Source organism: Desulfotomaculum sp. 1211_IL3151 (assembly GCF_036763075.1).
In the GTDB taxonomy this organism is placed as follows: Bacteria; Bacillota; Desulfotomaculia; order Desulfotomaculales; family Desulfotomaculaceae; genus Desulfotomaculum.
Genome location: NZ_JBAIYV010000035.1, coordinates 1 through 13,483, shown reverse-complemented (window position 1 = coordinate 13,483; position 13,483 = coordinate 1). Strand labels below are relative to the sequence as shown.

Sequence of the window (13,483 nt, the reverse complement as noted above, 5' to 3'; positions counted from 1 at the left end):
TGAGGTGGCATTTATGTTAGGAGCAATCATAGGTGATATCGTCGGCTCGCGCTTCGAGCGGAACAATATCAAGACAAAAGAATTTGATTTTTTAACCTGCCGCTGTTCCATAACAGACGATAGCATCATGTCGCTGGCAGTTGCAAAGGCTATTCTTGACAGCGACGGTGATTACAATAAATTAGGTGACCTTGCCGTGAAATGTATGCAAGAGGTTGGTAGACCTTATCCGGATTGTGGCTATGGCGGTATGTTTATCAGATGGATGTATGCCGATCAGCCGCAGCCGTATAACAGCTTTGGTAACGGAGCTGCGATGCGGGTTAGTGCCTGTGGTTTTGCTGCATCTACGATAGAAGAAGCAAAACGACTGTCTAAAAAAGTTACTGAAGTTAGCCATAATCACCCGGAAGGAATAAAAGGAGCAGAAGCAACTACGGTTGCGATATTTCTTGCCAAAACAGGAAAAAACATTCTTGAAATTCGTGATTATATCAATGATCACTACTATCCAATGAATTTTACTTTAGACGGCATTCGTGACTCCTATGAATTTAATGGAACCTGCCAAGGTACTGTGCCTCAAGCCATTATGTCGTTTCTTGAGTCTACATGTTTTGAAGATGCGATTCGCAATGCTATCTCTATTGGCGGAGACAGCGACACCCTTGCAGCCATCTCTGGTGGCATTGCCGAGGCCTATTATGGCATTCCAGCTAATATTAGAAAGCAGGCTTTTAGATATCTCGATGAGCGTCTAATGAAAATACTTGTTGATTTTGAAAATAAATATCCTCCATTGTTTGAAAATCAAGTTGCCGAAACGCTTGTGGAGCAGGAGTGTAGGTTACTGTTTTTTTAGCTTCCGGTGCAGTTTTTTGCCATGCTTAATGTTTTTCCTCACTTAACCGAACTTAGAATTAAGGTAAAAGAAAATGATTGACCCTTTAGTTACTATAGGATTTATGATTTAACCATGAAAGGAGTAGGTAATATGGCTAAAACAATAAGATTAATAGCCCCCGATTGGCAAGGGGGAAACAAGCGAGAATATTATTTTGGTGCAGAATTACTGTCATGGTTGGCTCCAAAAAATGATAACCAAAAAGAGATAAAGCTGGATATTGAGGAACCGAATAATGAAGAATTAGAAAAAGAAAATGGTGTGGTTGCTCAATCTATTGTTAAACGAAATGTGCGTATGGCAGCAGAAGTATTAAAAAAAGAATTACCAGATAAAATCATTACTTTTGGTCGAAATTGCTTAGTATCTCAAGCACCTTTTGATTATCTTCATGGTAAATATGGCAAAGAACTCGGCGTCATTTGGATAGATTCCCATCCTGATGTTTCAACTCCAAAAGAATATTATCACGAACATGCGATGGTATTGGGGAATTTATTAGGAGCAGGAGATCCTGAGTTATCAAAAAGTGTTGAATTTCCTTTTGATTCAGATCAATTTTTATATGTTGGATTGCAAAAACCACTTGATTTAGAAGTTAAATTACTAGAGGATTTAAATCTAAATTATACTGTTCAAGATAAAAATAATTTAAAATTTGAAGAAATACAAAAGTGGATTAAAGAGAATGGTTTTACCAAAATAGCGATTCATCTTGATTTAGATGTTTTAGACCCTAATTTATTTAGATCTTTATATTTCTCTGAACCTGGTGTGACAGAATTTCCTTCGGAATCGGGAAAGATGACTCCTAAAGAATTATTGAATATATTAAAGGGCATTTTTGAAAAAAATGATGTTGTCGGATTAACGATTGCAGAGTTTTTACCCTGGGATTCTATAAATTTAAAAAATATGCTATCTGAGTTAGATATTTTTGAACAATAGATAAAAGTGGGTCTGTTTTTAAGCAGATCCATTTTTATTTTAAAAAAACGAATGGCCTTCCAATATTTAGCCATTCGTGGTTTAGGTTAAATAATATTTTAAAAAACTATTGACTTAGAGTTAACTTTAAGTTGTAGGATAGACTTGGGATTTTATCTTACTTATGCAGAGAGGGGAAAAAGACATGTCCAGCAAAGTATATTTTGTAAATCTGAGGGCAAGAACAGATAAAACCAATAAAATTAGCAAAATAAGAAATTTATTTGATCAGGCTGGCTTTAATGAGCTTATTCAAAAGGATGACCTAACCGCGATCAAATTGCACTTTGGAGAACGTGGCAGTGATGGCTTTATTAGTCCGCTATTTGTGCGCCAAGTTGTGGACAAAATCAAGGAAAAGGGTGCCAAGCCTTTTCTAACCGATACGAATACGCTCTACGGTGGAAGTCGGCATAATTCAGTAGATCATTTACTCACGGCCTTGGAACATGGTTTTGATTATACTGTTACAGGGGCACCCCTTATCATTGCAGACGGATTACGGAGTGATAACATTACTGAAGTACAGATTGATAAAAAACACTTTAAAAAAGTGAAACTAGCTAAAGACATAGTAAATGCCGACAGCGTTATTGTATTGTCCCACTTTAAAGGGCATGAGATGGGTGGTTTTGGCGGGGCCATCAAAAACCTTGCCATGGGCGGAGCACCGGCCATTGGTAAAAAAGAGCAGCATGCTGTCAAAATTACAGTGGATCAGGATAAATGCATTGGCTGTGGTGAGTGTAGCGAAGTTTGTCCTGAACAAGCCATAACGATGAGCGATGGGAAGGCCAGTGTTGCCGACGGGAAATGTATCGGCTGCGGTGAGTGTTTAACTGTATGCCCGGTGAAGGCCAACGGCATAAACTGGGAGACCGACATAGCAGATTTTCTGGAGAGAATGGCCGAATACGCATATGGCTTTGCTAAATCTCATGAAAAGCGGATCGGATTTATCAACTTTTTGATTAATATTACCCCTGATTGTGACTGTGCGACGTGGAGCGATGCGCCCATTGTTCCAGATATCGGCTTTTTGGCATCCACCGATCCTGTGGCCCTTGATCAGGCAAGTTATGATCTAGTTAATCAACAGCTTGGATTCTTTAATTCTCATCTCACTTGCAACCATGAGGCCGGTGAAGATAAATTCCAAGGCTTGCGCCCCTATATTGACGGCACCATCCAAATGCGACATGGTGAAGAAATTGGTATGGGTAGTCGAGATTATGAATTAATTATTCTGTAGGCATCATTTGGATACACATAATGGAAAAGACGCGAAAAAGACTCATCACAATAGATGTTGAACTATGTGTAGAAATAAGTTCTAAAATCAAAACACTCTGCGAATTCTTGTTTAGAATTTACAGAGTGCTTTGTTGATTGCGCATTGTCCTATTTTTCGTTTATAAACTTATGGTATTCTTTGGGTATATTTCCCAGTTGCACATTATCGGGATCGTGAATTGAACAGGTTCCTGCTTCTTTAGCGGTTTCATAATACCAAACCTTGAAATTTAACATATCAAGCATTTCCTGCATTTCTTCCATCTTCTTTATGACAGCATCCCGCTGTGATTCTATGATGGATAGTCGCTCATCTATCTTAGAATCACCCTTCATGCAGCAGTCGATAAAATGTTTGATGTCCTTGATCGGCATACCTGTTTTTTTCAGGCATTCAATCGTTTTTAACCACGATAAGTCTTCCTCTTTAAACATACGCATACCGCCACCGGAACGTTCTAAAAATGGAAGCAATCCCTCTTTATCATAATATCTTAATGTTGAAGCTGCGACGTTAAGCTGTTTCGCCACTTCACCAACGGTATAAATCATTTTATTTCCTCCATAATAATTATAGATTTCTTGTGAAAAGCATTGACTTAAAGTTTACTTTAAGATGTAGAATCATATCAAACTTAATAATCTGAGTTTAACACGAACAATGCGATAATTCAATGGAAGGCTTAGGATACGATATGAGTAGAGTGATGCACAATGGATGGAAAGATAGCATGAAGCAAATCCATGTGAAATGACCCATGATGATGTTGTAGCGGTTCTTAAGAATTCATATCGATAGGAGAATAACCATGAATATTCGTGATTTCTTGGCACACTTGAATCGGGGTGAAACGGTTGAAGGTGGTTCGGAAATGCACCAAATGATGCATGCAGTCTCCCAGGAGGCACTGAAACTGACTTCCGAACTCAATGGAAGCTATCATACCCCGGAAGAAATTCGGGAACTATTTTCCCGGCTGATCGGCAGGCCAGTGGATGCTACATTTGCATTATTTCCACCCTTTTATGCAGACTGTGGTAAGAATATCCATGTGGGAAGGAATGTCTTTATCAATTCAGGCTGTCGCTTTCAGGACCAGGGAGGCATTACCATTGGCGAAGGTGTTCTCATTGGGCACAATGTCGTGTTGGCTACCCTCAATCACGACATTGACCCAAGAAAACGCAGCACTATGCATCCTGCGCCCATTGTGATCGGTAATCATGTCTGGATTGGAGCAAATGCCACTGTTGTTCCCGGTGTGACAATTGGTGATGGTGCTATAGTTGCCGCCGGTGCCGTTGTGACCAAGGATGTACCTCCTAATGTTATTGTGGGCGGTGTACCTGCCAAGATTATTAAAAAAATCGAAAACAATCAGGAATAATCCTGCTGTTTTCGTCTTATTACAAATTATACGCGATGATTGATTTGTGGTATGTTGTTATTTAATTACACAGAAATGGATATTGAACATGAGAAAAGTAATTTTATCAATTTGTGTGGTATTGTTGAGCCTTTGTTTAATTGCCTGCGATACCAATGAAACGAATGAAAGCAAGCAAATCTATCAACATGAGGTTGAGGTACAAAAAAGAGATTCTACCCAACAGACAGCAGCGACAATAGATTTGAGCCTCAGAGTTGGGAACAAGACGTTTTCTGCGAAGCTTTATGATAATCAAACCACCCATGCGTTAGTTGACAACTTTCCAATAACCGTTGACATGAGTGAACTAAACGGCAATGAAAAATATTACTACTTGTCAAATACACTCCCTACAGCTTCCGAGCAACCGGGAGAAATTCATGCCGGAGATATCATGCTATACGGCGATGACTGTCTGGTCGTATTCTATGAAACCTTCTCAAGTACCTATAAATATACCCGTCTCGGATATGTTGAAGATGCTACCGGTTTCGCACAAGCAGTTGGTGATGGCAATATAACGGTTACTTTTGATTTGGTAAAGTAGAAAATCTCAAGGAGAATAAAGTAAAAGATTAAGGATACACCGAAAACTTAGCAGCACCCAACGATTAAGACATCACTTAACCAACCAAACGGGCAGGGGAGGAAGAAAGATAGCACCTTCTCCTACCACAAATCCTACGAACACACGTACATAACACTGCGAATTGGCACCCGCAGTTAGCCAACAAGTGAAGCTTACCCCAAATGGCTATCTGAACTGACTCCAGACGAAGAGCCAGTGTGCTAAAACTAACCCTAGCTAGTAACAAAGAGGGCGGCGGCATCAATATCTTCTTTGATAGCTAAAAAGATAGCTAAAAAAACGCTAGGAAATTTATTCAGGAACAAAGCAGGAAAAATAGCCGTGTTCTTCCTCGTGATAAATGCAGATCTAAGCCCGCATAAGGGATCTTTGATCTGTATTTTTTTATGGCCAAATACAATCAGGGTTGGCAACAGATGAAGAACCGGCTAACAGAAGTATTGGAATAAAAGAAAGCTACCAAAAAGGGGGAGGGTCATGAATCCCATCCCCCAAAAGAAGGAGGCATTCTATGACTGGACCAGATAAAAAAAACTTTATCCAAATGAAACTATAAGGACGGTTTGCTATATTAAGAAATCTACCCAAAAGACCCAATGTTTTTAATCGATGAGGTAACCGTGAAAAAATATCTGGTTAATTCCTCGGGTGACTGTATCATATCTTTTTTAGCCCACCATTTTACCGTTTCAACAAAACTACCAGCCATATGATTAACGAGATAATCCTTGGGGATTTCTGGCAAACTATTGGTCGTGATAAATCCTGCAAACAACTGCCCCAGATACATCTTAAATATGCTTAAAAACAACTCGCCGCTTTCAAATGTGATAATTCCTTTTATATCCCTTTTACTATCCTTTAAGTGGTATAAAATGTGTGTGATTTTACTTTCTAAGTCGTTATTGGTGGAGGAAAAATCATGGGTGATCTCAGAAATCAGGTCTTTTGAGAAGATGTGATCAAATATATCACTGCATAATGCCTTCAATAAATCGTCTTTGGTTTCAAAGTGGGAATAAAAGGTGCTGCGGCCGATATTGGCTTCATCAATGATTTCCTGTACCGTAATTTTAGAATATCCCTTTTGGGCTAAAAGTTTGCTGAAAGCAGTGAATATTGATTCCCTCGTTTTTTGTATTCGTCTATCCATATCCAACCTCTTTTTTCCGTACAAATAGCAACATTTTATTCAGTATCTTACATTTCATATATTTTGATTATTGATAGGCCGGTTAGAAAATTATTACAATAATTATAGTATATTATGTACATTACAATACAAAATGTACTATATTTTTTATACTCAGTCAAAATTAAACAAAAGGGGCGCCAATGGTGACAGTGGGTGAAAGCGAATCATTTAAGTAAAAGATATTTTTGGGGTTGATGGTGGTTCAGGTACCCAAGGTGTTAGTCTATCAGACTGGCAAAAATATAGAAAACTGTCCCCAAATGATTATGCCAGCCGGACACAGCTTGTTATGGCAAAACAGTTGGGCTGGCATGAAGCAGCACCCTATGGTGATATGATGCGGACAGGTTGCTTTAGCCTTTTAAGTGGGCTAGGCGTAATCGAAGCCTACACTGACTTTTTTCCGATAGGGAGCCATTGAAAATGGAAGCAGTCACAGTACAAAACCAAACCACTAAACAAAAGCTTGCCATCGTCATTGCTTTAGCAGTACCTGCAATGATTGAAAACATCCTACAAACCGTAGTGGGCTTTGTAGATACTCTATTTGTTGCCAAATTAGGTTTAAATGAAGTCACCGCAGTAGGTGTGGCCAATGCAATATTAGCTGTATATATTGCTATTTTTATGGCAATAGGCGTAGGAGCATCTTCTCTGATTGCTAGAAGTATCGGTGCAGGCGATGTTTCTAAAGCAAAGTCTTTTGCTCGTCAATCAACCATCCTGTCAGTTATGCTTGGACTGTTATTTGGTTTGATTAGCCTCTTTTTTAGCGAACCACTACTTCGTTTAATGGGAGCGGAATCAAAAGTTTTAACCGATGCAGTGGCGTACTTTCGTATCGTTGCCATTCCTTCTATCTTTATTACGCTAATGTTTACATTTGGCAGTATTCTTCGGGCTACGGGTGACACTAAAACTCCGCTGAAAGTGAGTTGCTGGATAAATCTTATTCACATCGGATTGGACTACGTATTAATTTTTGGTGTCTTTGGCCTGGAGGGACTTGGCGTAGTAGGGGCCGCCTGGGCAACAGTCATTGTCCGAATCATTGGCACATTTCTGTTGTTTTTCTATATTAAGCGTTCAAAAGTATCTTTTTCATTATTAAGGACTTCTTCAAAGGAAGATACCTTGTCTATTTTAAAATTATCTACTCCTACAGCGATTGAACGTTTAATTATGCGTTTTGGGCAAGTACTCTATTTAGGATTAATACTCCGGATTGGGACGGATGTCTATGCTTCCCATTTGATTGCGGGAAATATCGAAACCTTTTCCTATATGCCCGGTTACGGTCTGGCTATTGCAGCCACAACTTTGGTAGGGCAAAGTATGGGAAGGAGACAATACAAAGACGCTTATCAGTACGGAATGATCACAACCGTGGTGGCAATTATTTTTATGTCCTTTATTGGTCTTCTTTTATTCTTTTTATCCCCTTGGTTTGCTACCTGGTTTACTACAGATAAAAATGCAATCGATATGGTCGTTACAGCTTTAAGAATAGATGCTTTTGCTCAACCTGGATTAGCCGTTGGCTTAGTTTTAGCAGGAGCATTACAAGGGGCAGGGGATACGAAAGGCCCGATGTATAGCACAGCTATTGGGATGTGGCTGATTCGTGTAATGGGAGTATTTATACTTGGGATTCATTTTGAAATGGGAATTGCCGGAGTTTGGCTGTCAATCGCAATGGATTTATATGTACGAGCTATATTCCAGTTTTTTAGGTATAAAAAGGTCGTGTTGGATTACTCTAAAAACGGATGCTCCCTTAAGGTAGATAAGTTAGAATAACGACTACCATTGATTAACTAAGTGGTATAGAGGTCATGCAATTACTATGGCCACAATTGGTGCCATGCTAGTGAAATTACCGTGGACGATTTTCGAAGACAAAAGGAGCAAATGACTTAGGCATGTGGCAAAAACCACAGGCTTTTTTCTTTAGTCAAAAACTTAAAGCCAGGTGCAAAGATGTTGCTGCCTGGCTGTTACATTAGTTGTGTCTGTTCATTCTCATATGACCATCCTGGGTAGGAGCTGTATGCGGTGAAGTGTCCGAATTGCTGCTACCCGGCAAAGTCCCCTGGTTCCCATGCATCTGGGTTTGACCGGATACACCGGTGGAGGGGTTGGTAGCGGGTGTCGTGCTCTGTTGGTGCTCCATAGGCTGGGGCATCATCGTGCCTTGTTCCATAGGGCTCTCCTGGTTTTGGTTTTGCATATGCCCCTCAAACTCCAAGTAATGTTGGCCAAAGACATCGCTGGCCTTGACGTCAGACTTAGTTAGGGCGGTGGGTACATCCTACTGCTTTAATAGGTCAAGTTTTACCGGTTGATTTTGCTGACGGCATTTTTCATAAACGGTGTACTTGCCCAAGGGCATCCCGGCCTTTTCAGCGGCTTGCAGCATCTCCTGGGGTTGGCTGGTTACCAGCACTGCCCCCTGGTAGCCCTGCTTTGCCAGTTGGCTGTATAAAAAGTCCTGTAACTGCTGCTCCGTTAGATGGGGAGGCTTTTGCTCATCCGTTTTAACTAAGGTGCCGATAACCAGAGTTTGTTTGTTGTTCAAAGTCCCCTGCTCTCGGCTGTACTGCAATAGCTGGTCAAGGGCGGTGTAAAGGTCTTGGCCCTTAAGGGTGGTAGCAAAATTCTCTTCCTCTTCCGGTAGGCCCACTAGATTGGCCTGGGTGACTTTGCCTTCTTCGTCCACCCACAGCCCAATTTCCGGCTGCCAGGCTAGGTTAACATAGGCCGCGGATGCTGCCGGGGTAGGAGCGAAATTGGGCATCAGACCAGTGAAGAGGATTAAAAATACTGCCGCTGCCACAGCCAACATTTTGGGTTTGGCTATGAGTGCCGGTGGCTTCACATAGACGGTAGAGCCCACCGGCGGGATCGGTTGGAGGCGGGTGGTTAGGTATTGGCCGTCTTCGGTGTAGACCAAGACATTTTTATATTGGTTTCTGTGGGCCATAACCACTGCTTTTACTTTTGCCATTTGTTTTTACCTCTCTGTCTCAGGGTTGAATGGTTTAGTGAACCTCTTAAGGGCTGAGAGGTCCGGTTCGCTGAACAGGAGGACCGTAGCAATAATATATTTACGACCCTTTTCCAGCACCCGGGTGCTAAGACCGGTAATTTCCACCAACTCTTTGGCCGGTAGCTTCCGGGTATTATGCAGGCAGCCCAGCAAATTTTCGTGATGGAGAATGGTCATGGCCACCTGAAATAACTTTTCCCGACTATCCCGGTGCTTGGGGGAACACAGTACCATGTCCTCCAGAGTAATACCAGAAGCCAACCTCCAGCCAGGTTGGCTTCTTTGCTTATACTTTAAACTTATCAACCAATTGATTTAATTCACCTCCATCCTTAAGGGCATTTTTCATCCCGGCATTTACCGCCCAGTAAATCACCAGTCCAAACAGAGCTATGGGATTTAACATCATGAAAATCCCTCCAAAGCCCATGCCATAACCGCCGTACATCATTGGCATCATGCAATTCCTCCTTTATCGTGGTTACTGTTTTTTGTGGTTTTATAAAATATCACAAAAACGTGTTATTTTTGTAACAGCCCTGTGAAATTTATTCGGTATTATTGCTTCTGTAAATTAAGCCAGCCCAGCAAGTGGGCCAGAAAAATGAAACGGATTGAAAGGGTGGAAAGATATGAGGTCAAAATGGTTGGGTTTGTTTGGTATTATGCTAGCATTCATACTGCTGGCAGGTCCCTTAGCAGGTGGGGCACTGGCAGCGGGTGATCACGGGGGCCATGACATGAGGTCGGATCAAACGAGTGGGCATGATATGAATGATATGGAAGACATGTCCCATGATCGTTCAGCAACTGAGCATGGAGAAAATGTGGGAGGTGACCAAGGTTCCTCTCACAACAGCCATGACTCAAGTGGAAATAGTCATGATTCCGGTAGCGGCGCTCATGGCGGGGCACCTCAAGATCCCAATATGCCTCCTAACTGGCCAGTGATTTATGGTTTTGGTGGCTTTAACCTACTGGTAATACTTGCTGCGGCGTTTCTGAAAAACAAAAGTGTAAATGGGGTGAATTAAGTTGAGCCAACCAAAGGGTCGTCAACAGGGTCGTCAACTATTGAAAAATATATTAAAAAGCAAATGGTTTCCAGGTATCTTTCAGTGGCCTACTTTAATTGTCTTTGCTGTCATTATGTATGAATTATTAATCGGCATTCCGGTAGCCCACGATAACTTTGGTACCGCCATGACATGGGTCTTGTGGTGGCCTGTAATACCGCTGGTTTTCCTACTGGTGGGTCGTTTCTGGTGCGCCATCTGTCCCTTTGCTACCGTCAGTGATTTGGTACAAAAGTTTGTGGGCAACAAACGCCCGGTACCCAAGTTTTTGAAAAAGTATGGTATCTGGATTATTGATGCATTGTTTATCCTTATTACCTGGGCAGATCATATTTGGGGTATTGTGGAATCCCCCCGGGGTTCCGGCGTACTGCTACTTATTCTTACAACCGGTGTTATCGTAGCTGGAGCCTTCTTTGAAAGAAGAACCTGGTGCCGTTACCTGTGCTTCATTGGCGGTTTGGCAGGCAACTATTCCCGGGCCGGAGCCCTGGAACTACGGGGCACACCGGAAGTCTGCGCCAAGTGTACCGTATCCGCCTGCTACAAAGGTGGGAAAAAGGCCCCTGGTTGTCCGATGTTTGAATTTCCCAAAACAATGGACAACAGCGCCCGCTGCAACTTCTGCGGTAACTGTGTAAAGAACTGCCCCAATGATTCCATTACGGTTTCCACAAGAATTCCTACCAAGGAACTGTGGTTTATCCGTAAACCGAAGCTGGAAGAATCCTTCTTAGCCATTGTCATCATGGGTATCGTGTTCGTGCAGAACATTACCATGCTGGAAGTATGGGCAGAAATTCAGCAGTGGATGGGTGGCCTAATAGGAACCGCCAATAAAGATGTCATCTTCACTGTTACCTTTATTATTGCAATGGCTATCCCGGCCCTTATTCTCTACCTAACCAGTTGGGTAGCGTCCTTAAAGAACTCTGATAATGCCTTGATGAACTTAACTAAATTTGGTTATGCCTTAATCCCGCTTGACTTTGCCGGTCACATGGCCCACAACCTGTTCCACCTACTGGCCGAAGGAAAGTCTGTACTGTTTACTGGCTTGGCCTTGTTTGGTATCCAAAACGAAGGGGTTTCTGCAGCACTGGTGGGCATGGGAACCATTGTCTTCCTACAGTATGCGCTACTTGTCCTGGGTACCCTGGCTTCTATCTATGCAGCCTACCGCATTGCCAAGGACAACTATAAAGGACCAGAAGTTATGGGTACGGTTGTGCCCTATGCCATCCTCATCCTGGCATTGGTGGCCTTTAACGTCTACCTGTTCATGCTGCCGATGGCCCATAGAATGTAAAGAACTCAGAACAGGTTACCCATCGGGTGGCCTGTTCTTGGCATAACAACCTTTGCGGTGCTTGATAAGATAATAAAGATTTCTTTGAAAGGGGTGTGAGAGGAGTATCCGATTCTCTTCTATATCAGTGATTTTCCCATTAGGGCATGAGGAATGATGGTGTTCTTAGGGATTATGGCTGGGCTTTGGCTGGCCATGCGTTTGGCTCAGAGGGAAGATATTGACCCCGAAAAAATCATTGATTTCACCATCTATGCAGTGGTGAGAGAATGATCACTGAAGGGAGCCGAAGTACGTGACCTACTTGAGATCATCGAGGTAAGGCATGGGAATGGCTCAATCATCTTTGGTTCACAATTCGCCCCTGTGGCTGGCACCAAAAGATTGGCGAGGATACCTTGGCAGATGCCATTCTTGATTGAATAGTTCATGATTCGTACTCCATATTTATTGATGGCAAGTTCGGAACAAAAAAATACTCACACAAATTTATTGAACCAGGTTTGCAAAAATAAGATTTATCCCTCTTTAAGAGATGAATGTAAAAATAACCGTGGCCACGGGAATTGCGTTCAGAAAATTAATAAAATAAGAGGAGAGATTAGTTATGGCAACTTGGACAGAAAAATGTGATTTGACTAGATCTGATATTGACAATGCTATTAGAGAGATGGAACGGTTTATTAATAAACAAGATAACGAAGCGTTTTTTGTAGATGTAACAACTTTTGTTTTTACCGATCTTCTTATGATAGTTTGTGCGTATGGAGCTTTAGCACTCAGGGCCTGTGCACAATTATATAATCTCTCAGTTACTCAAATTATTTCCAATGCGAAAACCTTCTTGAGTCGACTGAGAGAATATAAGGCAATCTTAGATAGAAGCCCAGAGCATAACAAAATCAGGGTAAATATCACTTTTGAGAGATGGCACTGTCAAAATGTTGGTTATGATATCCCTATAAAATCTGAGATTATAATGATTCTTTATTAATCTTATTTAACAATTTGACTAATATAGAACGAGAAAAATTTCGTTCTATATTAGTTTTTTCTAAAGCACAATCATGGGGCTGTCGCAGTCAGGCAGCTTGGAAAGCAACAAAAGACGGCGACTGGCAAATGCCAGAAGCCGTCTTTTGTTGTAAAATATAGTTGTGAACAAAACTTTACAACCAGATTATACATTAACCGGGAATGTATATCAACTGGTAATTCCGATGGATATAGGGGAAATGATCCCGGAGGACGATTCAGTGAGACTACTCAATGCCGTGTTGGAAAGGATTGATTATCGGAAATTGCATGCGGCGTACTCCCGGCTGGGGAGAATCGAGAGGTCACCGGAAAGTCTCTTTAAAATCATCGTTTACGGATACATGAACGGCATCTATTCCAGCCGAAAACTGGAACAGGCCTGTCAGCGAGACATTAACTTCATGTACCTGGTACCTGTTAGGCCGGTCTCCGGCACCCGATCATGCCACCATCGCCCGCTTTCGGAGCGAACGTCTGATGGGAATAGTGGAGGATATGTTCTCCCAACTGATAGAGCTTTTGTCCCAAGCAGGGGAACTGTCATTATGCAGTGTTTTTATTGATGGAACAAAGCTGGAAGCCAACGCAAACCGATATAGCTTCGTGTGGAAAA

At 41.8% G+C, this 13,483-nt stretch carries 15 protein-coding genes and 2 pseudogenes; 11 read left to right on the top strand and 6 right to left on the bottom strand.

Going from position 1 to position 13,483, the window contains the following annotated elements; genetic code table 11:
* Positions 1-13: 13 nt before the first annotated feature.
* The 3 genes from V6C11_RS08225 (at position 14) to V6C11_RS08215 (ending at position 3,143) form a co-directional block, all read left to right on the top strand.
* Positions 14-862 carry an ADP-ribosylglycohydrolase family protein gene (locus V6C11_RS08225; protein ID WP_333530660.1) on the top strand — a complete coding sequence of 283 codons (849 nt, stop codon included), beginning with the start codon at positions 14-16 and terminating at the stop codon, positions 860-862.
* Between the two features lie 132 nt (positions 863-994).
* On the top strand, positions 995-1,852 hold the full coding sequence (locus V6C11_RS08220) for an arginase family protein (protein WP_333530659.1): 858 nt from the start codon (positions 995-997) through the stop codon (positions 1,850-1,852).
* 184 nt (positions 1,853-2,036) lie between these two features.
* The gene (locus V6C11_RS08215) at positions 2,037-3,143 is read left to right on the top strand and encodes a DUF362 domain-containing protein (protein WP_333530658.1); all 1,107 of its coding nucleotides are present in this window, start codon (positions 2,037-2,039) and stop codon (positions 3,141-3,143) included.
* 149 nt (positions 3,144-3,292) lie between these two features.
* Here the strand turns inward: V6C11_RS08215 and V6C11_RS08210 are convergent, their stop codons facing one another.
* Positions 3,293-3,736, bottom strand: coding sequence for a MerR family transcriptional regulator (locus V6C11_RS08210; RefSeq protein WP_333530657.1), 444 nt, complete (start codon positions 3,734-3,736; stop codon positions 3,293-3,295).
* Positions 3,737-3,993: 257 nt separating this feature from the next.
* Between V6C11_RS08210 and V6C11_RS08205 the strand changes: the two genes are divergently transcribed.
* Positions 3,994-4,572, top strand: a complete 579-nt coding sequence (locus V6C11_RS08205; RefSeq protein WP_333530656.1) for a sugar O-acetyltransferase — start codon at positions 3,994-3,996, stop codon at positions 4,570-4,572.
* A gap of 88 nt (positions 4,573-4,660) precedes the next feature.
* Positions 4,661-5,161: a cyclophilin-like fold protein gene (locus V6C11_RS08200; protein WP_333530655.1), complete on the top strand. Its 501-nt coding sequence runs from the start codon at positions 4,661-4,663 to the stop codon at positions 5,159-5,161.
* A gap of 622 nt (positions 5,162-5,783) precedes the next feature.
* Here V6C11_RS08200 and V6C11_RS08195 read toward each other — a convergent pair.
* The gene (locus V6C11_RS08195) at positions 5,784-6,356 is read right to left on the bottom strand and encodes a TetR/AcrR family transcriptional regulator (protein ID WP_333530654.1); all 573 of its coding nucleotides are present in this window, start codon (positions 6,354-6,356) and stop codon (positions 5,784-5,786) included.
* A gap of 465 nt (positions 6,357-6,821) precedes the next feature.
* Here V6C11_RS08195 and V6C11_RS08190 point away from each other — a divergent pair, with 465 nt between their 5' ends.
* On the top strand, positions 6,822-8,198 hold the full coding sequence (locus V6C11_RS08190; protein WP_333530653.1) for an MATE family efflux transporter: 1,377 nt from the start codon (positions 6,822-6,824) through the stop codon (positions 8,196-8,198).
* A gap of 42 nt (positions 8,199-8,240) precedes the next feature.
* Positions 8,241-8,318: pseudogene (locus tag V6C11_RS18690) on the top strand (hypothetical protein); the annotation flags it as partial.
* A gap of 82 nt (positions 8,319-8,400) precedes the next feature.
* Here V6C11_RS18690 and V6C11_RS08185 read toward each other — a convergent pair.
* The 4 genes from V6C11_RS08185 to V6C11_RS08170 all read right to left on the bottom strand — a co-directional run bounded on the left by V6C11_RS08185 (position 8,401) and on the right by V6C11_RS08170 (position 9,907).
* Positions 8,401-8,601 (bottom strand): hypothetical protein, encoded by a 201-nt coding sequence (locus tag V6C11_RS08185; protein WP_333530652.1) that lies wholly within the window; start codon positions 8,599-8,601, stop codon positions 8,401-8,403.
* 108 nt (positions 8,602-8,709) lie between these two features.
* Complete coding sequence (locus V6C11_RS08180; protein WP_333530651.1) at positions 8,710-9,405, bottom strand: anti-sigma-I factor RsgI family protein; 696 nt, start codon at positions 9,403-9,405, stop codon at positions 8,710-8,712.
* 6 nt (positions 9,406-9,411) lie between these two features.
* Complete coding sequence (locus tag V6C11_RS08175) at positions 9,412-9,753, bottom strand: hypothetical protein (protein ID WP_333530650.1); 342 nt, start codon at positions 9,751-9,753, stop codon at positions 9,412-9,414.
* Complete coding sequence (locus V6C11_RS08170; protein ID WP_333530649.1) at positions 9,734-9,907, bottom strand: hypothetical protein; 174 nt, start codon at positions 9,905-9,907, stop codon at positions 9,734-9,736. Before V6C11_RS08170 ends, V6C11_RS08175 begins: the two co-directional genes overlap by 20 nt.
* A gap of 172 nt (positions 9,908-10,079) precedes the next feature.
* Between V6C11_RS08170 and V6C11_RS08165 the strand changes: the two genes are divergently transcribed.
* The 4 genes and pseudogenes from V6C11_RS08165 to V6C11_RS08150 all read left to right on the top strand — a co-directional run.
* A complete protein-coding gene (locus V6C11_RS08165) occupies positions 10,080-10,481 on the top strand; it encodes a hypothetical protein (RefSeq protein ID WP_333530648.1) in 402 nt (133 codons plus the stop codon).
* A 1-nt stretch (position 10,482) separates the two neighbouring features.
* Entirely contained in the window at positions 10,483-11,832 is a 1,350-nt protein-coding gene (locus V6C11_RS08160) for a 4Fe-4S binding protein (protein WP_333530647.1), read from the top strand.
* A gap of 607 nt (positions 11,833-12,439) precedes the next feature.
* The gene (locus V6C11_RS08155; RefSeq protein ID WP_333530646.1) at positions 12,440-12,826 is read left to right on the top strand and encodes a hypothetical protein; all 387 of its coding nucleotides are present in this window, start codon (positions 12,440-12,442) and stop codon (positions 12,824-12,826) included.
* A gap of 163 nt (positions 12,827-12,989) precedes the next feature.
* Positions 12,990-13,483: pseudogene (locus V6C11_RS08150) on the top strand (transposase); the annotation flags it as partial.